The organism is Vibrio sp. Vb0598, from assembly GCF_033338935.1.
Lineage (GTDB): Bacteria > Pseudomonadota > Gammaproteobacteria > Enterobacterales > Vibrionaceae > Vibrio > Vibrio alginolyticus.
Genome location: NZ_JAWOTP010000011.1, coordinates 122,297 through 140,480 on the forward strand (window position 1 = coordinate 122,297; position 18,184 = coordinate 140,480).

16 protein-coding genes are annotated in these 18,184 nt (G+C 44.7%); 8 read left to right on the plus strand and 8 right to left on the minus strand.

The window, feature by feature from the left end:
* Window positions 1–31 precede the first annotated feature (31 nt).
* Both R7Q38_RS13145 and R7Q38_RS13150 read right to left on the minus strand, forming a co-directional pair.
* Complete coding sequence (locus tag R7Q38_RS13145) at window positions 32–724, minus strand: oxidative stress defense protein (protein WP_042521284.1); 693 nt, start codon at window positions 722–724, stop codon at window positions 32–34.
* Between the two features lie 207 nt (window positions 725–931).
* Window positions 932–1,828, minus strand: a complete 897-nt coding sequence (locus R7Q38_RS13150) for a LysR family transcriptional regulator ArgP (protein WP_005380990.1) — start codon at window positions 1,826–1,828, stop codon at window positions 932–934.
* Window positions 1,829–1,975: 147 nt separating this feature from the next.
* On the opposite strand from R7Q38_RS13150, the gene R7Q38_RS13155 reads away from it, so the two are divergent.
* Window positions 1,976–2,605 (plus strand): LysE/ArgO family amino acid transporter, encoded by a 630-nt coding sequence (locus R7Q38_RS13155; RefSeq protein ID WP_031780897.1) that lies wholly within the window; start codon window positions 1,976–1,978, stop codon window positions 2,603–2,605.
* A 26-nt stretch (window positions 2,606–2,631) separates the two neighbouring features.
* Window positions 2,632–3,114 carry a YbaK/EbsC family protein gene (locus R7Q38_RS13160; RefSeq protein ID WP_042521288.1) on the plus strand — a complete coding sequence of 161 codons (483 nt, stop codon included), beginning with the start codon at window positions 2,632–2,634 and terminating at the stop codon, window positions 3,112–3,114.
* Between the two features lie 47 nt (window positions 3,115–3,161).
* On the opposite strand, the gene mscS is transcribed toward R7Q38_RS13160, so the two are convergent.
* The 5 genes from mscS to R7Q38_RS13185 all read right to left on the minus strand — a co-directional run bounded on the left by mscS (window position 3,162) and on the right by R7Q38_RS13185 (window position 10,128).
* A complete protein-coding gene (gene mscS, locus R7Q38_RS13165; RefSeq protein WP_005384548.1) occupies window positions 3,162–4,028 on the minus strand; it encodes a small-conductance mechanosensitive channel MscS in 867 nt (288 codons plus the stop codon).
* A gap of 425 nt (window positions 4,029–4,453) precedes the next feature.
* On the minus strand, window positions 4,454–5,530 hold the full coding sequence (fbaA, locus tag R7Q38_RS13170; protein ID WP_005380996.1) for a class II fructose-bisphosphate aldolase: 1,077 nt from the start codon (window positions 5,528–5,530) through the stop codon (window positions 4,454–4,456).
* Window positions 5,531–5,684: 154 nt separating this feature from the next.
* The gene (locus R7Q38_RS13175; RefSeq protein ID WP_005384547.1) at window positions 5,685–6,845 is read right to left on the minus strand and encodes a phosphoglycerate kinase; all 1,161 of its coding nucleotides are present in this window, start codon (window positions 6,843–6,845) and stop codon (window positions 5,685–5,687) included.
* A gap of 151 nt (window positions 6,846–6,996) precedes the next feature.
* Window positions 6,997–8,034 (minus strand): erythrose-4-phosphate dehydrogenase, encoded by a 1,038-nt coding sequence (gene epd / locus R7Q38_RS13180; RefSeq protein WP_005384545.1) that lies wholly within the window; start codon window positions 8,032–8,034, stop codon window positions 6,997–6,999.
* Between the two features lie 135 nt (window positions 8,035–8,169).
* Complete coding sequence (locus R7Q38_RS13185; protein WP_318114248.1) at window positions 8,170–10,128, minus strand: ligand-gated channel protein; 1,959 nt, start codon at window positions 10,126–10,128, stop codon at window positions 8,170–8,172.
* Between the two features lie 140 nt (window positions 10,129–10,268).
* On the opposite strand from R7Q38_RS13185, the gene R7Q38_RS13190 reads away from it, so the two are divergent.
* The gene (locus R7Q38_RS13190) at window positions 10,269–11,162 is read left to right on the plus strand and encodes a LysR family transcriptional regulator (RefSeq protein ID WP_017633561.1); all 894 of its coding nucleotides are present in this window, start codon (window positions 10,269–10,271) and stop codon (window positions 11,160–11,162) included.
* A 91-nt stretch (window positions 11,163–11,253) separates the two neighbouring features.
* On the opposite strand, the gene tkt is transcribed toward R7Q38_RS13190, so the two are convergent.
* Complete coding sequence (gene tkt / locus R7Q38_RS13195) at window positions 11,254–13,248, minus strand: transketolase (RefSeq protein ID WP_054577167.1); 1,995 nt, start codon at window positions 13,246–13,248, stop codon at window positions 11,254–11,256.
* Window positions 13,249–13,563: 315 nt separating this feature from the next.
* Here tkt and metK point away from each other — a divergent pair, with 315 nt between their 5' ends.
* The 5 genes from metK to rsmE all read left to right on the plus strand — a co-directional run bounded on the left by metK (window position 13,564) and on the right by rsmE (window position 18,174).
* Entirely contained in the window at window positions 13,564–14,718 is a 1,155-nt protein-coding gene (metK, locus tag R7Q38_RS13200; RefSeq protein WP_239938369.1) for a methionine adenosyltransferase, read from the plus strand.
* Window positions 14,719–15,119: 401 nt separating this feature from the next.
* Entirely contained in the window at window positions 15,120–15,917 is a 798-nt protein-coding gene (locus tag R7Q38_RS13205) for a DUF2189 domain-containing protein (protein WP_005381026.1), read from the plus strand.
* Between the two features lie 68 nt (window positions 15,918–15,985).
* Window positions 15,986–16,483: a SprT family zinc-dependent metalloprotease gene (locus R7Q38_RS13210; RefSeq protein WP_005381025.1), complete on the plus strand. Its 498-nt coding sequence runs from the start codon at window positions 15,986–15,988 to the stop codon at window positions 16,481–16,483.
* 150 nt (window positions 16,484–16,633) lie between these two features.
* Window positions 16,634–17,329 (plus strand): deoxyribonuclease I, encoded by a 696-nt coding sequence (gene endA, locus R7Q38_RS13215; RefSeq protein ID WP_053306786.1) that lies wholly within the window; start codon window positions 16,634–16,636, stop codon window positions 17,327–17,329.
* A 113-nt stretch (window positions 17,330–17,442) separates the two neighbouring features.
* A complete protein-coding gene (rsmE, locus tag R7Q38_RS13220; protein WP_025768830.1) occupies window positions 17,443–18,174 on the plus strand; it encodes a 16S rRNA (uracil(1498)-N(3))-methyltransferase in 732 nt (243 codons plus the stop codon).
* The last annotated feature ends 10 nt before the right edge of the window (window positions 18,175–18,184 follow it).

Here is an 18,184-nt window from a genome sequence, read left to right on the forward strand (position 1 = left end):
CTGCCTTTTGCTTTTTACTGTTTGCTAAGCCTTACTTTAGCTTATAAATGACATCGACTTGATCGCGAATGATCATAGTTGAATCTTGGTAGCTATTCGCTCCTTCTTTACTATCCATCGCCATTGAACGCATTAACACAGGCTGAACGTGCATCTGTCTGTAATTGATCTGCCATACATCGCCCAACTTTTTCTCAAAACCAGTCGCTAATGACCCTGCTTTTTCTCTTGCGTCCTTAATCGCAGCCATTCGTGCCTTTTGCTGATACTCGACTTGGTTGCTTACCTTAAGTTGAATATTATCAACCTGATTAATTCCCGCTTCTAACGCCATATCTAGGTATTGGTTAAGGTTTTTCAGATCCGTCACCGTGACATCAATACTGCGAGATGCTCGATACCCAACAAGTTCTGCTTTTCCTGATTTAGGGTAATGGTACTGAGGAGCAAGGTATAAATTCGAGCTAGTAATATTGTCTTTTGACAAGCCGGCATCCGACAAGCTTTTTAGAAACTCTTCAACGGTTTTATCTACGGACAATTTCGCTTGTTCGGCCGTCATTGTCGTATCGACTACTTTTACAGAAAACGTAGCCATATCAGGTGTGGCCGTCACTTCGCCATACCCCGTTGTCGTAACATGAGCAAACTCTGGCGTATTCGCCAAAACTGAAGCACTGGTAAGGCTGAGTGCTGAAGCCAGCAAAAATGAATACAATTTCATTCAATAAATCCATCCATACAAAATTAAGTACTTAATCTCAGATTCCAACATCACTATCATGGCTGAGAAAGCGTGTGGTTTCATAATAGAAACTTCCGCCGATTATCCAAGCACCCATAGTGACTTCTAACACAACTTTGACTATGTAACATTGGCGTAATTTTTAAACAAAACACACTAAGTTAACGATATGCAGCTCTGACAAACTTATTGAGGTAGATGCTGCTGCGCATACCCCACTATTGCGTGTGAGATTTCTTGTAATACCCCAGTTTCTAACTGCCAGTGGTGCCAATAAATCCGATGGGACATTAAAAAACCTGGAGTCACATCAACCAACACACCTCTGTCTAATTCGTCGGTAATTTGCAAGCGGGGGATCAAGCAATAAGCAACACCAGCTAACGCCACTTTTAGAAACGCTTCAGAACTACTGATGTTGTGATGAATAACGCTGTCAGGATTGACGTTAAAATGCTCGGTAAGAAATGTTTTATGTAGATCATCATATTGGTCATATGAAACGGCCGGTGCTTTTGCCAATGTCTGATTATTTACGCCTTTAGAAAAATAACGCTGATAGAACTCTGGGCTCGCGACACAAACATAATCGATGCGACCTAAATAGTCTGCTCTGCATCCGGGGATTGGCTGGGACTCCAAGCTGATCGCTCCTGTCACTTCGCCACTTTTGAGTTTTTCAATAGAGCGGTATTCACCATAGATAGTCAGTTTTAGTTCAACTTGACGCTGCTTCATAACATTTTGCAGCGCTGGCAGTAGCCATGTTGCAAGGCTATCTGCATTAGTCGCTAAAGAGAGTTGCACAGGTCGCGTACTGGTATCATTCTTTAGTTCGGGGAGAATTTCATGCTCTAGCAAGCGTACTCGCCGATAAAGACCCAACAATTTTTTACCAATTGGCGTTGGCTTAGGTGGCTGGCTTCGAATTAAAACAGGCTGCGCGAGAAACTTCTCTAACTGCTTGATACGTTGAGAAATGGCGGATTGAGAAACAAATAAATGCTCAGCAGCACGCTCAAAGCTACCCTGATAAACTATAGCGTCTAATGCCTCAATCCATTTGTAATCTAACCCTCGCATACCTTCCCTCTCACTCCAGATCAAACGCCTCCCGTTAAATTAGTCTATCTAATGTAAGATTAAAATCATTAATTACACTTATTTAGATAAACACTTTATCTTTCCCCTTTCTGTAAATGTATTTGTTATTTTGAAGTGAGGTGAAGTGTGAGCTTGTGGGTTCTATTGCAAGGTTTTGGTTTAGGAGCATCAATGATCATTCCGATCGGGGCGCAAAATGCGTATGTTTTGAATCAAGGCATAAAGCGTAACCACCACCTAACAACCGCCACTATTTGTAGCGTGCTAGATATGATTTTCATCTCTCTAGGTATCTTTGGTGGTGGTGCAATTCTGTCTCAAAATGAAATCTTACTGACGTCGGTGACACTTGGTGGTATTGCTTTCTTGAGCTTCTATGGACTGCTCTCGCTAAAAAGTGCTTTTAAGCCAGAGAGTGAATCGGAATCAAAAGGGGAGATCGTAGCTCGAGGTCGTCGAACGGTTATTCTAGGTGCGTTAGCTGTCACTGTGCTTAATCCGCACTTATATTTAGATACAGTCGTTATTCTAGGTTCGATCGGTGGACAATTTGAAGGCCATGATCGCATTGCTTTTGCACTAGGTACGATTATGGCTTCCTTTGTTTGGTTCTACACTTTATCGATAGGAGCAGCCAAACTAGGTCCAACACTCTCTCAACCAAAAGTGAAAAAAACCATCGACATTGCAATCGCAATGATGATGTTCACAATAGCGTATATCTTAGCGAGTGAGCTTATTGATAAGTATTGGTAATCACCAGGTAGTAAGGCAGCAAAGACATGGAGTCACTAAAACATATTTATAACAACAATAGAGAGCGATTCAACGCGCTCTCTATTCCTTTTCGGGAATGGCAGCACGAAGCCATCTTAGACTTTGAGACAGATATACGCATTGCGAGAGAGCTTGGTTGGACGGGTACGCATACCAAAAGCCTCTTTTTAACACTCAAAGGACAAGGTTACGCGGTTTATCTGACAGATAAGGACTCGCGCCTCGATGCCAAGCAGATTAAAGCGATTACAGGTAAACGTCCCTCTATTTGTAATGATGATGAAATGGTCGAAGTGTTAGGTTGCGTACCCGGCGCGGTTTGCCCAATAGGCTTACCGGAATACATCACTATCATTGTTGATACCAATCTCTATCAACATCAAGAGTTGCTCTATACGCCTGGCTTACCTGAGTTCACATTTGGATTTGCAGGTAAACATCTAAAACGCCTCTTACTTGCTGGTCATCACACCCTTTACGAAATATAAAAAAGCGAGGCCTATTGGCCTCGCTTTTGAATATCGACTGCTTTTGATTAAGCGTCGACTTTGTTCAGGTGAACATCCATTTGTGGGAATGGAATCTCGATACCATTTTCATCCAATGCTTCTTTAATACCTTGCATTGCATCAAAGTATACGCCCCAGTAATCTGCAGTTTTCACCCATGGACGAACCACAAAGTTAACTGAAGAGTCTGCTAACGTAAGTACACCAATTGTGATATCTGGGTCTTTCAAGATACGTGGATCTTTCTCTAGCGTCTCACGAATCACTTTCTTCGTTAGTTTAAGGTCTGCTTTGTATGAAACACCAATCACTAGGTCGACACGTCGTGTCGCATGGCGAGAGTAGTTAGTAATGGCACCGCCGATAACTGAAGAGTTAGGCACAACAACCATTTTGTTGTCTGGTGTTTTTAGAACGGTTTGGAAGATTTGAATTGCTTCAACACTACCCGCTACACCACCGATTTCTACGTAGTCGCCTGATTTGAATGGACGGAACGCAACAATAAGTACGCCTGCTGCAAAGTTTGATAGTGAACCTTGTAGTGCAAGACCAACAGCAAGACCTGCCGCACCAATCACAGCAACAACAGAAGCGGTTTGAACTCCTAATCGACCAAGAGCCGCGATTAGCACGATTACAAATAGCAAGTAACGAACAAGACCGTGAATAAATTCAACGACGGCCTTATCCATGTTTTTCTTTTCTAGTACTTTAGAAACACTACCAGCGACTGCCTTAACGATAAGATTACCGATAAACAGAATAAGCACCGCAGAGATAATGTTCACACCGTACTGAACCAGTAGATCTGAATTGTTTGTCAGCCAAGTTTCAGCCTGAGTTAGACCATCCGTTAAAGTGGTATCGATACCCACCGATTCACCTGCCATAATTCTTATCCTCAAAAATAAAGAGATATAAATCCAATTGCCGTTAATTTATGAACCTTGTTTTTTAAAGGCTCTTTTCTAAAACAACATCCCTATTGCTCCACTGAACAGTGTCAGATTTTTGGCACAATATCCCAACTCTGACTTTTTTCAAAGTCAGAGTTTCGCAAAGATATGCAAAACAAGACTTTATCAGAGCTTTCTGACACTGACTTGTTACAGGTTACGCAATGCACTCTGATTTCGCCACTCTTAAGACTGATATTCCCATGTTTTCTTTAAAAAAAACGTTAAAGGTGAGATATCTCACTAGCAAATACAACCTAACGCATAAAAATATCGGGAGAAAGCAGAGGGGAAGAAAATGATAGACATAAAAAAACCCGCTCAAAGAGCGGGTTTTTAAGTAACTTAATCAGTAACGATTATAGTACGTCAACTGCGTTAAGGTCAGCAAATGCTTGCTCTAGACGAGTAACCATTGAAGCTTGGCCTGCACGTAGCCATACGCGTGGATCGTAGTACTTCTTGTTTGGTGCATCTTCACCAGTTGGGTTACCGATCTGGCCTTGTAGGTAATCGTGGTTTTCAGCTTCGAACTTACGGATACCATCCCAAGTAGCCCACTGTGTATCAGTATCGATGTTCATTTTGATTACACCGTAGCCGATAGATTCACGAATTTCTTCTAGAGAAGAACCTGAACCGCCGTGGAATACGAAGTTTAGAGAGTTCGCTGGAAGACCGAATTTCTCAGAAACGTGCGCTTGAGAATCACGTAGGATAGTTGGAGTTAGTACAACGTTACCTGGCTTGTATACGCCGTGTACGTTACCGAAAGATGCTGCGATAGTGAAACGGTGGCTGATTGCGCTTAGTTTCTCGTATGCGTATGCAACGTCTTCTGGAGAAGTGTATAGCTCAGACGCATCCATATCAGAGTTGTCAACGCCGTCTTCTTCACCACCAGTACAACCTAGTTCGATTTCTAGAGTCATGTTCATTTTAGCCATGCGCTCTAGGTACTTAGCAGAAATTTCGATGTTCTCTTCTAGAGACTCTTCAGAAAGGTCGATCATGTGAGAAGAGAATAGTGGCTTACCAGTTTGCGCGAAGTACTCTTCACCAGCGTCTAGTAGACCGTCGATCCAAGGAAGTAGTTTCTTAGCTGCGTGGTCAGTGTGTAGGATTACTGGAACACCGTAAGCTTCAGCTACAGCGTGAACGTATTTCGCACCAGCAACAGCACCTAGGATTTGAGCTTCTTGACCTTCAAGTTTTAGACCTTTACCAGCAAAGAAAGCAGCGCCACCGTTAGAGAACTGAACGATAACTGGAGCTTTAACTTTTGCAGCTGCTTCAAGTACTGCGTTTACAGAGTCAGTACCCACACAGTTTACTGCTGGAAGTGCAAAGCTGTTTTCTTTTGCAACTTCAAATACTTTCTGAACGTCATCGCCAGAGATAACACCTGGTTTTACGAAGTCGAAGATCTTAGACATGGATGTAATCCTATTTATCTGTCGTTTTTAAACAAAACTTGTTAAGTTGAAAATCTTGCAAACGTTTGCTCACAACTGAGGCTATTCTAGCAGAGTTCCTCACACGTTGCAGCAAACAAGAAAGCGGGAGAATCACTCCCCCGCTTTGCTTTAATTACTTAGCGCGTGCTTCTAGCATTTCTACTGCTGGAAGAACTTTACCTTCTACGAACTCAAGGAAAGCGCCACCGCCAGTAGAGATGTAAGATACATCCGCTTTGATACCGAACTTGTCGATAGCTGCTAGCGTGTCACCACCGCCTGCAACAGAGAAGCCTTCAGAAGCTGCGATAGCTTCAGAGATACCTTTAGTACCTGCTTCGAAGTTCTTGAATTCGAATACGCCTACTGGACCATTCCATAGGATAGTCTTAGCGTTTTTAAGGATTTCAGCTAGTTCAGCTGTTGAATCTGGACCAAGGTCGAAGATCATGTCGTCGTCTTGTACTTCAGAAACGTGCTTAATTTCAGCTTCTGCGTTCTCGTCGAATGCTTTCGCACATGCAACGTCAGTTGCTACTGGAATTGCACACTCGTCCATTAGCTTCTTAGCTGTTTCAACTAGGTCTGCTTCGTATAGAGACTTACCAACGTTGTGGCCAGCAGCTGCGATGAATGTGTTAGCAATACCACCACCAACAACGAGTTGGTCAGCGATTTTAGATAGAGACTCAAGAACCGTTAGCTTAGTAGAAACTTTTGAACCACCTACGATAGCAACCATTGGACGAGCTGGCTTGTCCATTGCTTTGCCTAGCGCTTCTAGTTCGTTCGCTAGTAGAGGACCAGCACATGCTACGTCTGCGTGCATACCAACGCCGTGAGTAGATGCTTGAGCACGGTGAGCCGTACCGAATGCGTCCATTACGAATACGTCACATAGTGCTGCGTATTTCTTAGATAGCTCTTCGTCGTTTTTCTTTTCGCCTTTGTTGAAGCGAACGTTTTCAAGAACAACAAGTTCACCCGCATTTAGCTCTAGGCCATCTAGGTAGTCTTTTGCTAGCTTCACTTCGCAATCTAGTGCGTCGTTTAGGTAGTTAACAACTGGTTGTAGAGAGAACTCTTCAGCGTATTCACCTTCAGTTGGGCGACCTAGGTGAGACGTAACCATTACTTTAGCGCCTGCTTCTAGGCAGTGCTTAATAGTTGGAAGAGATGCGATGATACGTGCATCCGAAGTTACTTTACCGTCTTTTACTGGCACGTTTAGGTCAGCACGGATAAATACACGTTTACCTGCAAGATCCAGGTCAGTCATCTTGATTACAGACATGATGTGTCCTCTCAAATATTTAATAATTAAAGTTTTTGAAAACTCGGCAACCCTGCCAAGCCTGTTAATTCTTCAAACTGGTTATAGATATGGAGATATTATGGATTTATTTCAAGGCTTGAAATAAAAATTCTCCATCACTTCTTCGTCATTACTGTTCCACTTGCGAAGAAGCTTGCATTGCTAAGGCAGTATCCAGCATCCGGTTAGCAAAGCCCCATTCGTTGTCGCACCAAACGAGCATTTTTACGAGTTGCCCGTTACTCACTCTAGTCTGGCTTCCATCCACAATCGCACTATGGGGGTCGTGGTTAAAGTCGATGGAAACGAGTGGCGATTCAGTATAGTCAACAATGTTACGTAATGTACACTGAGATGCGTTAACAATGGTTTGATTTACGTCATTAACTTTCACATTTGTACTAATTGTGACACTTAAATCCATTGCAGTGACGTTAACCGTTGGAACACGAACAGAAATTGCTTCGAATTTGTTGGAAAATTTCGGGAAGATTCTTTCAATCCCCTTATGCAACTTAGTGTCCACCGGAATAATAGATTGGCTTGCAGCGCGGGTACGGCGTAAGTCGTTATGATACGCATCAATTACTTGTTGATCGTTCATGGACGAATGAATTGTGGTAATGGTGCCAGACTCTATGCCGAAGGCTTCGTCTAATACTTTAATGATGGGAACGATACAGTTGGTGGTGCAAGAGCCATTGGAGACAACACGGTGCTCGTCTTTCAGAGTTTCGTGGTTCACGCCATAGATAATCGTATTATCTAGGTCGTTTGCGCCCGGGTGCGAAAACAGTACTTTCTTCGCGCCAGCTTCTATATGCGCTTGCCCATCCGCTTGCGAACCAAATACGCCAGTGCAATCCAAGACGATATCAACTTCTAAATCACGCCAAGGAAGTAATTCGATTTCGGAGAGGTGGAGAATGCGAATGGAATCATATTCACCGCTGTCATGATGAACATGCAAATGTTCTTGGTCATGGGAAATTTTTTTACCAAAGCGACCATGACTGGTGTCATATTGCAGTAGGTGTGCCATCGCCTCTGGCTGTGCTAGTTCGTTAACCGCCACAACCTTGATCTGCTGGTGTTTTCCGCTTTCATACACCGCTCGCAGAACATTACGACCTATACGTCCAAATCCATTGATCGCAACCTTTAGCATTTATCCTTCGCCCTACCAAAAATTTCGTGTCACAGATACTACCTGATCAGGCTGACAAACGCACCTGTTGAATCACAGTAAAGCAGGATTAAAAAAGGTCGAGACTATGCTCGACCTTATTACAACGATAGATAATTAAAATGCGACGTCTAAACCTAACCAGTAGCGACGACCATCTTCAATATATCCGTATTCTTCGTAACTGATTTCCTCGTCTAGCAAGTTATAGATAGCGCCTTTAATACGAGTATTGTCGGTTAACTGGTATGTCACACCGGCGTCCACAAAGGTATAAGCTGGTTCTACAATACTGTTTCTTGATGGGCCAGTAACCGGATCCATTTCTTTACCTCGGTACGTGACTTTCGCCCAGCTCTCTAGATCTGTTGTCGTTTGCCAAGTCACATCCACATTAAACAGATGCTTTGGTAACTGCTGCAGCGGCATGCCTTTGTATTCACCTGTTTTTTGCTCTGAGTCGGTAAATGTGTAGCTCGAGCTAAGGTAAATGGTTTCCGTTAACGGCGATGCTAAGGTCGCTTCAATACCTTGTGTGACGGCTTCATCCACGTTAATACGGTACGTTGGATCTGCGCCCCATTGGTTTGGACCATCAGTACAGATAGTGTCTGGACAAACAACACGTGTGATCTTGTCTTTGAATTCGTTATGGAACGCTGTCAAAGAGACATCTAAGCCAGAATCACCTTGATACAAGACGCTGATTTCTTTGTTTAGCGACGTTTCAGGGTCAAGATCTGGGTTACCATAGATGTTACCGCCGCCACTGACTTGCGCCCAGCCAGGAGTAATTTCACGTAATTGTGGAGAACGGAAACCTGTTGCCACACCGCCTTTCACCGTCCAAGACGGGTCAACTCGCCATACACCGTAAACACGCGGACTAAAATGCGCGCCATAGTTTTCGTCATGATCTAGACGGCCTCCAAGCGTAACGCTAAACGGATCAGCGATTTTCCATTCATCTTCAATGAAAATAGCCCACTGCGTATTCGATGTTTCAGTCTTCGATGACGCTTTGTTGGAGGTGAAATCCTCAAGCTCTGCATGAGTGGCGTCCACACCCGTCGTCAACGTATGGTTTCCGATACCAGTCACCAAGCTCGATTTGAACGTGGTGTTGGTGATCGTCATCTCACGAGATTTGTTCTCGCTCTCTTCTCGCTGTAAGTAAGTATCTGAAATGCCAATCGAATCCCAATCACCGTTGTGGCTTACCGTTACGTAATTACGACGATATTCATTCAGTGAGTCTTCACACCCACCACGACACCCAGTGGTCGGCACTGAAAGGCCCACATTACCACGACGACTTTGTGCCGACGTGCCACCTTCTAATTGCACCGAGTGGCGATCATTAATCTGGTAAGTCAGTTTTGAAGAGATACTCTGCATATCTTTATCTTCATAACCGTATTCGATGTCATCTTCTTCTCTGGTTGTGTACTGACCATATACTTGGAGAGATAAATTTTCAGCCAACGGACCATTAACGAAAAAGTTCGCGCTCTGCTCTCCACCTGAACGGCTATTCTCTTGTAGTACCGTGCCCAGTTGAACATTACCCGTCCACTCTAACGCATCTTTTCGTGTGATGACGTTAATCACACCACCAATCGCATCAGAACCGTAAAGCGTCGACATTGGGCCGCGAATAACTTCGATTCGCTCAATCGCTTGAAGAGGAGGTAACCAACCTTGTTCGATACCGGGGCCGTCGCTATTTGGACGAGTTTCACGCGTGCTTTGACGTTTACCATCGACCAGTATCATAGTGTATTTAGAACCCATACCACGGATACTAATGTCGGTAGTATCACCACCACCTGTCACGACAACACCTGGCACACTTTTTAGTGCATCAGTCACATCGCGGTAATAACGGGAGTCCAACTCCTCACGTGAAATAACACTAATACTTGCAGGCGCGTCCGCTTGAGATTGCTCGTAGCTTGATGCAGTTACAACCACTGTTTCCATTTTAGAAACTGCATCATTGGCAAAAACATGAGGGACACTGACGAAGGCTAAAATACCAGTTGCGGTAATAACTGGCAGTCTAAGAGTAGACATCTACATCTCCATAATTGATAATGATTATTATTTTCGAAAGTGAATTATTCACAAATAGAATGAGATGCATAGTGAGAGTTATGGAACGGTTCTTTCCATTTATGGAACTTGTACATAACGCAGTAAGGAGTAAAAGAAATATGCACGACTTAGCATCAATTAGAGCCTTTGATGCGCTCAATCAGCATAAAAGTTTGACAGCAGCTGCTAAAGCCCTTAATCAGCCAAAATCAACGCTAAGTCGTCGCTTGGCACAATTAGAAGAAGACTTCGGTCAGGCTCTAACCGCCAGACAAGGTAATCGATTAGTTCTGACAAGAGCTGGAGAAATCTTTGCCCACTACAGCCGCCAGATTCTTGAGTTAAGTGAAGAGAGTTATGATGCACTCCAAGGTTTAACGAACCAAGTTTCAGGGCCACTGCATATTGTTTGTCACACCGCCTTAGTTAGAAGCTGGCTCGGCGGCGTACTCAATCGTTTTCTTGCTGATAATCCTGACGTTAGGGTTCAACTTACCAGTGACTTTTCTGAAGCGCACCATGACCCAGATTTGTTCATCTGGCTCGGTGAACGTAAAGAGCTAGACTGGCGAAAAGAAGTGCTGGGGGTATTTCGCTATACGCCTTTTGCCTCTCCAAATTATCTAAAACAACATGGGCCTATACCGCACCCCAAAGAACTTGAAGCACATCCATGGATCGATTTTGGTTCAGTGCAAGAAAATGGATTGATGCTAGCACACCCTCAACACGGTGAGTTCTTTTTAGAACCCTTTGTTAGTCGGTTATACAGCGACAACATAGCAATGCAAATAGACAGTATAGCGAATGGTCATGGTATTGGACTGCTGCCGACTTGGACAGCATGCGGCTATGAGAAACATCACCCAGGGCGAATCACACCTTGCTTAGAAGGTTGGCTTTCTGAGCCTATTTCCATTAACTGCTATACACCAGCAGGACGACCACCACTGCGCTTATCCGTACTTTTAGACTGCATTCACCAAAGCATTCCACAAGGTTGGAAAACCTGACAAAAATAAAAAGGCCATCATAATGATGGCCTTTCTAACTTTAGCATCTAACAGTTGTCGTTTACGTTCGACTGTTTAGATGGTCCTGCAATTACGCTAGCAATTCTTTAGCTGTGTTCACTACGTTTTCAGTCGTGAAGCCAAACATCTCGAATAGCTGACCAGCAGGTGCTGATTCACCGAATGTTGTCATACCGATGATGCGACCGTCGAAGCCTACGTACTTGTACCAGAAATCCGCAATGCCCGCTTCAATAGCGATACGTGCCGTTACGTCTGATGGCAGTACAGATTCACGGTAAGCAGCGTCTTGTTTGTCGAATGCGTCTGTTGATGGCATTGAAACAACGCGTACTTTCTTGCCTTCTGAAGTTAGTTGCTCAGCGGCTTTCACTGCAAGCTCAACCTCAGAACCTGTTGCGATAAGGATTAGCTCAGGCTTACCTTCGCTATCTTTCAGGATGTAAGCACCTTTCGCGATGTCTGCGACTTGTTCAGCAGTACGCTCTTGTTGCGCTAGGTTTTGACGAGAGAAGATAAGTGCAGTTGGTGCATCTTTACGTTCAATCGCTAGTTTCCATGCAACTGCAGACTCAACTTGGTCACATGGGCGCCATGTGCTCATGTTTGGAGTTACACGTAGAGACGCCATTTGCTCAACAGGTTGGTGAGTTGGGCCATCTTCGCCAAGACCGATCGAATCATGCGTGTAAACTTGGATGTTCTGAATTTTCATCAGCGCAGCCATACGCATTGCGTTACGAGCATATTCCATGAACATTAGGAATGTTGCGCCGTAAGGAACGAAACCACCGTGCAATGCGATACCGTTGATGATAGCGGTCATACCGAATTCACGCACACCGTAGTGGATGTAGTTGCCAGAGAAGTCCTCCATTTCTAGAGACTTAGAACCAGACCACATGGTCAGGTTAGAAGGCGCTAGGTCAGCAGAACCACCCATAAACTCAGGAAGCATTTGACCAAACGCTTCTAGTGCATTTTGCGACGCTTTACGTGATGCAATGTTCGCTGGATTTGCTTGAAGATCGGCAATGATTTGGTTCGCTTTTTCTTCCCACTGTGCAGGAAGTTCGCCGTTTAGACGACGTTTAAGCTCTGCCGCTTCTGCAGGGTAAGCTGCAGCGTATGCTTCGAATTTTTCATTCCAAGCTGCTTCTTTCGCGGCGCCCGCTTCTTTTGCATCCCACTCAGCGTAAACATCTGCCGGGATCTCAAATGGGCCGTACTCCCAACCTAGGTATTCGCGAGCCGCTTGGATTTCATCGTGACCTAGTGGTGCACCGTGACAGTCGTGCGAACCAGACTTGTTAGGAGAACCGAAACCGATAATTGTTTTGGTACAGATAAGCGTAGGACGTGGGTCCGCTTTTGCTGCTTCAATTGCTGCGTTGATCGCGTCTGAGTCGTGACCATCGACTGCTGGGATTACATGCCAGCCGTACGCTTCAAAACGCTTAGGTGTATCGTCAGAGAACCAGCCTTCAACGTGACCGTCGATAGAAATGCCGTTGTCATCCCAAAACGCGATCAGTTTGCCTAGACCTAACGTCCCAGCAAGAGAGCATGCTTCATGCGAGATGCCTTCCATTAGACAGCCGTCACCCATGAACACATACGTAAAGTGGTCAACGATATCGTGACCTTCTTTGTTGAACTGTGCCGCTAGTGCTTTCTCTGCGATCGCCATACCAACAGCGTTAGTGATGCCTTGACCTAGAGGACCCGTTGTTGTCTCGATACCAGGCGCGTAGCCGTACTCTGGGTGACCTGGGGTTTTTGAGTGCAATTGACGGAAGTTTTTCAGATCGTCAATAGATAGCTCGTAACCGCTTAAGTGCAGTAGAGAGTAAATAAGCATTGACCCATGACCGTTTGACAGCACAAAGCGATCGCGGTCGGCCCACTCTGGGTTTGAAGGGTTATGGTTTAGGTGAGAGCGCCAAAGAACTTCAGCGATATCAGCCATACCCATTGGTGCGCCTGGGTGGCCTGAGTTAGCTTGTTGAACACCATCCATGCTTAGAGCACGAATTGCATTGGCAAGATGTTTACGAGACGACATGTCTGCTCCTGAGTACATTAAGCGAAACGAAAAGTAGGTCATAATTCTCTCAAAGCCCTGTTGGGTGTGCAAACGTTTTCCAGTCCAAAACCTCACAAATATTGCACCTTTCGCGCCAAATCGTTCGAAGTTCTTAAAATTATCAATAAATCAGGCAAACGTTTGGTTATAACAAAAACCAAAAAAGAGCTTGTAATTCGAGCAATCAAATTTAGAATAGACGTCTAGATGTAGATACACCTACAAAAATTAGTATTAATTTGCGCTGGAGAGTTTATCATTCCCCAGTTTTAAACCAGATATAGTGGAGCTAACATGGCTAAGCACCTGTTTACTTCTGAGTCAGTATCAGAAGGTCATCCAGATAAAATTGCAGACCAGATTTCTGATGCGGTTCTTGACGCGATTCTAGAGCAAGATCCAAAGGCTCGTGTTGCATGTGAGACTTACGTTAAAACCGGTATGGTAATGGTGGGTGGTGAAATCACGACTTCAGCATGGGTAGACATCGAAGAGTTAACTCGTGAAACCGTTCGTGAAATCGGCTACGTACATTCAGATATGGGCTTTGACGCAGATTCTTGTGCGGTACTAAACACAATCGGTAAACAGTCGCCAGATATCAACCAAGGTGTTGATAAAGCTGACCCTAAAGAACAAGGTGCAGGCGACCAAGGCATCATGTTTGGTTACGCTTGTAACGAAACTGAAGTACTAATGCCAGCGCCAATTACTTACTCTCACCGTCTTGTTCAAAAGCAAGCAGAAGTTCGTAAAAACGGCACACTACCTTGGTTGCGTCCTGATGCAAAATCTCAGGTAACATTCCAATACGATCAAGGTAACATCGTTGGTATCGACGCGGTTGTTCTTTCAACTCAACACTGTGACTCAATCTCAACTTCAGACCTGCGTGAAGCGGTAATGGAAGAGATCATTAAGCCAGTGCTACCTTCTGAGTGGATCAACAAAGAAACAAACTTCTTCATTAACCCAACCGGTCGCTTCGTAATCGGTGGTCCTATGGGTGACTGTGGTCTAACTGGTCGTAAGATCATCGTAGATACCTACGGCGGCGCAGCTCGTCACGGTGGCGGTGCGTTTTCTGGTAAAGATCCATCAAAAGTTGACCGTAGTGCAGCATACGCAGCACGCTACGTAGCGAAAAACATCGTAGCGGCAGGCATGGCTGACCGTTGTGAGATCCAACTTTCTTACGCAATCGGTGTTGCTGATCCAACGTCTATCATGGTGGAAACGTTCGGTACTGAGAAAGTATCTCACGACATCATCATTGAAGCGGTTCGTCAATTCTTCGACCTACGTCCATACGGTCTACAAGAAATGCTTAACCTTCTTCAACCTATCTACAAGAAGACAGCGGCATACGGTCACTTCGGTCGTGAAGAATTCCCGTGGGAAGCGACAGACAAAGCTGCACTTCTACGCGATTTCTCTGGCATCAAATAATCAAGCCAAGCAAGAATCAATCAAGCCCTCGCCTATGGCGGGGGCTTTTTATTTTCAGCAACTTTTATCCAGCCATTTCGGCTCATACCGCCCTGACCCACAAAGCAGTCCTGTTTCTCCCTCATTTTTTATACCGAATAAATTTTAAGCAATTATTTGTAAATTATCCCATCTCCGCCAATAGTTAAAATATTGTTAACTCCAATTTAAATAGAGACGTCGGATGCTGGCGACTGTGGAAGCACACTTAAGTAAAGACATGAGTCAGGCATCTTTATGGCCGATACCAAACTAAGCCAATGCTCAGATGTAAACTTGAAAAAGTCGCTTCAAGTTTGACTGAACAAAACCGCTGTCAGTTGGTATAAGCGGATAATGTGGGAATAAATCAAGGAGGAGTTATGCCTCGAACTGTTAATCCATCGGACTTCCACAACAAGCGAAAGGAAGTGCCAGACAACGAATACGCCAGAACCATACCGTGCAATACGGTCAATCTTTCTGCACCTTTTCATTGGCTCGCATTAGGTCTGCATGATTTCGTGCGAATGCCACTTATTAGTGCTTTCTATGGCATCTGTTTTATGGCAGCTGCGATAGGCATTGTTTTGCTCGTACAGTGGCAAGGCACACACTTAGTCGTCATGCCCAGTTTGATTGTTTACATGTTAATTGGTCCGTTTCTCGCGCTGGGCTTGTATGATGCCAGTTGGGAGAGAGAGCGCGGACACAAAGCAAGCTTGTTCCATTCAATGAAAGCGATCGGTCGTAACTCAACATCTCAATGGGCGTTCGCCGTGTTACTCGCAGTGTGTATGATATTTTGGATGCGCATTGCCGCTCTACTTCATGCACTCTACCCTTCTGTTCAAGGGGCACCTTTAAGTGAGTTCCTACCCTTCCTTGTCATCGGCTCTTTAGTTGGCTTTGTTTTGGCTTGTGTGGTGTTTAGCATTTCAGCCTTTTCTATTCCGCTCATGATGGAGCGTCGCGTAGACATGATGACCGCTGTATTTACCAGCTTTAATGCCGTGAAATCCAACATTCCAGCAATGATTGTTTGGGCAGCGATCATCTGCGGCGGTATTCTTATCGGCTTTGCGACCTACGGGATCGGAATGTTGTTTACCATGCCAATTCTAGGCTACGGTACATGGCACGCTTACCATGCCACCATCAAGAAAAAACACACACCATAATTAACTGATGCTATGATCTGGCCCTCGCAAATGCGGGGGCTTTTTTATTTGATTTATCGAGGTGAATTGTGGATATAGAACTCAGCTATAAAGCCAAGCAAGTGATGGCGGGCTGTATCGCGATGGCGGAACAAGCTTTCAAACGTTCTTTCCCGATTCCAACAATCACCTTCGACGTCCGTGGGAAAGCGGCAGGAAAAGCCTACCTTCAATTAAATCAAGTACGCCTAAACCCTGTTTTATTTCGCGAAAACACCCAAGCATTCTTAGATGAAGTCATTCCTCATGAAGTAGCACACCTGATTACTTATCAGGTTTACGGGCGAGTTAGGCCTCACGGTAAAGAATGGAAAGGCGTCATGGAAGCCGTATTTAACGTACCAGCCAAAACCACTCACAGCTTTGAAGTAAAATCCGTTCAAGGTAAAACCTTTGAGTATCGTTGTGGTTGTATGACCTACCCTCTATCGATTCGCCGTCATAATAAAGTGCTGCGCAAAGAGGCGACGTACTCTTGTCAAAAATGTCGCCAACCACTTAACTTCACCGGCATTCAATTATCGTAGCCCTTACCTCATAGTGTTACTTGCGTTCCCAAAATAAAGATCGAGTTGGTCAAAACCTTCCCTTCGCCACTTATTGTTAACTTACTCATCACTAAAGCTATTTTATGCGTGTTATCATGAATAAAGTCATACTTTATAAAGACTTTTATCATGAAATACTTACTCTCTCTGTTGCTTATCGCGCTTTCTAGCACTGCGATTGCCGCGCCACCGAGCTCATTCTCTGCTGCCAAACGTGAGGCGGTCAAAATTTATCAAGACCACCCAACAAGCTTCTACTGTGGCTGTAACATTCAATGGCAAGGCAAGAAAGGCTTACCCGATTTAGCCTCTTGCGGTTACCAAGTCCGTAAACAAGAAAAACGGGCTGCACGAATCGAATGGGAGCACGTTGTTCCTGCGTGGCAATTTGGCCACCAGCGTCAATGCTGGCAAGATGGCGGACGTAAAAACTGTAAGAAAAAAGACAAAACTTTTCGTTTGATGGAAGCGGACTTGCACAACCTAACTCCTGCTATTGGTGAAGTAAACGGTGACCGTTCGAACTACAACTTCAGCCAATGGAACGGTATGGATGGCGTGAGTTATGGTCGCTGTGAGATGCAAGTGAACTTTAAGCAGCGTAAAGTCATGCCACCAGACCGTGCGCGTGGCTCAATTGCTCGTACCTATCTATACATGAGCAAAGAGTACGGTTTCAAACTGTCGAAGCAGCAAACGCAATTAATGAGTGCTTGGAACAAAACCTATCCTGTCGATAAATGGGAATGTGAGCGTGACGAGCGCATTGCAAAAGTACAGGGCAATCACAACCCATTTGTTCAAGAAGCCTGCCGCGCACTGTAACCTCCGACCTCGAAGCGTTTCAATTACTGATATTGAAACGCTTCTTGCCCCTTGTTTTTTCGGTGCAAAGCATCCATGTTAGGGTTTAAGTTTATTCTCTTGCTGGAAATCTCATGCGTACCCCTCGAATTTATCATCCAGAAACCATTCATCAACTTGGCTCACTTGCTTTAAGTGACGACGCAGCAGGCCATATCGGTCGTGTTTTGCGCATGAAAGAAGGCCAAGACGTTCTCCTTTTTGACGGCAGTGGCGCAGAGTTCCCAGCGGTTATCAGTGAAGTCAGCAAGAAATCAGTTTTGGTTAACATCACCGAGCGCGTAGAAAACAGTATTGAATCCCCTTTAGATCTGCACCTTGGTCAAGTCATTTCACGTGGCGATAAGATGGAGTTCACCATCCAAAAGTCTGTTGAACTTGGCGTCAATACCATCACTCCTCTGATTTCTGAACGTTGTGGTGTCAAGCTTGACCAAAAGCGTTTTGAGAAAAAACTCGCGCAATGGCAGAAAATCGCCATCAGTGCCTGTGAGCAATGTGGGCGTAATGTCGTGCCCGAAATTCGTCCAATTATGAGCTTGGAAGAGTGGTGTAAAGAAGAGTACGATGGTTTAAAGCTTAACCTTCACCCTCGTGCTAAATACTCAATCAACACTTTGCCAACCCCGGTTGAAAAAGTGCGCCTACTGATCGGTCCTGAAGGCGGTTTATCGTCTGAAGAAATCGAGATGACTCGAGAATACCAATTTGAAGAAACGCTACTCGGCCCTCGCGTTCTGCGTACCGAAACAGCGGCTCTGACAGCAATTACAGCCTTACAAGTTCGTTTCGGCGATCTTGGTTAAACGGAGAAAA

Excerpts from the sequence above, each read along its gene's own strand:
- R7Q38_RS13145 (WP_042521284.1), bottom strand. The coding sequence starts at position 724 with ATGAAATTGTATTCATTTTTGCTGGCTTCAGCACTCAGCCTTACCAGT.
- R7Q38_RS13150 (WP_005380990.1), bottom strand. The coding sequence starts at position 1,828 with ATGCGAGGGTTAGATTACAAATGGATTGAGGCATTAGACGCTATAGTT.
- R7Q38_RS13160 (WP_042521288.1), top strand. The coding sequence starts at position 2,632 with ATGGAGTCACTAAAACATATTTATAACAACAATAGAGAGCGATTCAAC.
- mscS (WP_005384548.1), bottom strand. The coding sequence starts at position 4,028 with ATGGCAGGTGAATCGGTGGGTATCGATACCACTTTAACGGATGGTCTA.
- fbaA (WP_005380996.1), bottom strand. The coding sequence starts at position 5,530 with ATGTCTAAGATCTTCGACTTCGTAAAACCAGGTGTTATCTCTGGCGAT.
- R7Q38_RS13175 (WP_005384547.1), bottom strand. The coding sequence starts at position 6,845 with ATGTCTGTAATCAAGATGACTGACCTGGATCTTGCAGGTAAACGTGTA.
- epd (WP_005384545.1), bottom strand. The coding sequence starts at position 8,034 with ATGCTAAAGGTTGCGATCAATGGATTTGGACGTATAGGTCGTAATGTT.
- R7Q38_RS13185 (WP_318114248.1), bottom strand. The coding sequence starts at position 10,128 with ATGTCTACTCTTAGACTGCCAGTTATTACCGCAACTGGTATTTTAGCC.
- R7Q38_RS13190 (WP_017633561.1), top strand. The coding sequence starts at position 10,269 with ATGCACGACTTAGCATCAATTAGAGCCTTTGATGCGCTCAATCAGCAT.
- tkt (WP_054577167.1), bottom strand. The coding sequence starts at position 13,248 with ATGTCGTCTCGTAAACATCTTGCCAATGCAATTCGTGCTCTAAGCATG.
- metK (WP_239938369.1), top strand. The coding sequence starts at position 13,564 with ATGGCTAAGCACCTGTTTACTTCTGAGTCAGTATCAGAAGGTCATCCA.
- R7Q38_RS13205 (WP_005381026.1), top strand. The coding sequence starts at position 15,120 with ATGCCTCGAACTGTTAATCCATCGGACTTCCACAACAAGCGAAAGGAA.
- endA (WP_053306786.1), top strand. The coding sequence starts at position 16,634 with ATGAAATACTTACTCTCTCTGTTGCTTATCGCGCTTTCTAGCACTGCG.
- rsmE (WP_025768830.1), top strand. The coding sequence starts at position 17,443 with ATGCGTACCCCTCGAATTTATCATCCAGAAACCATTCATCAACTTGGC.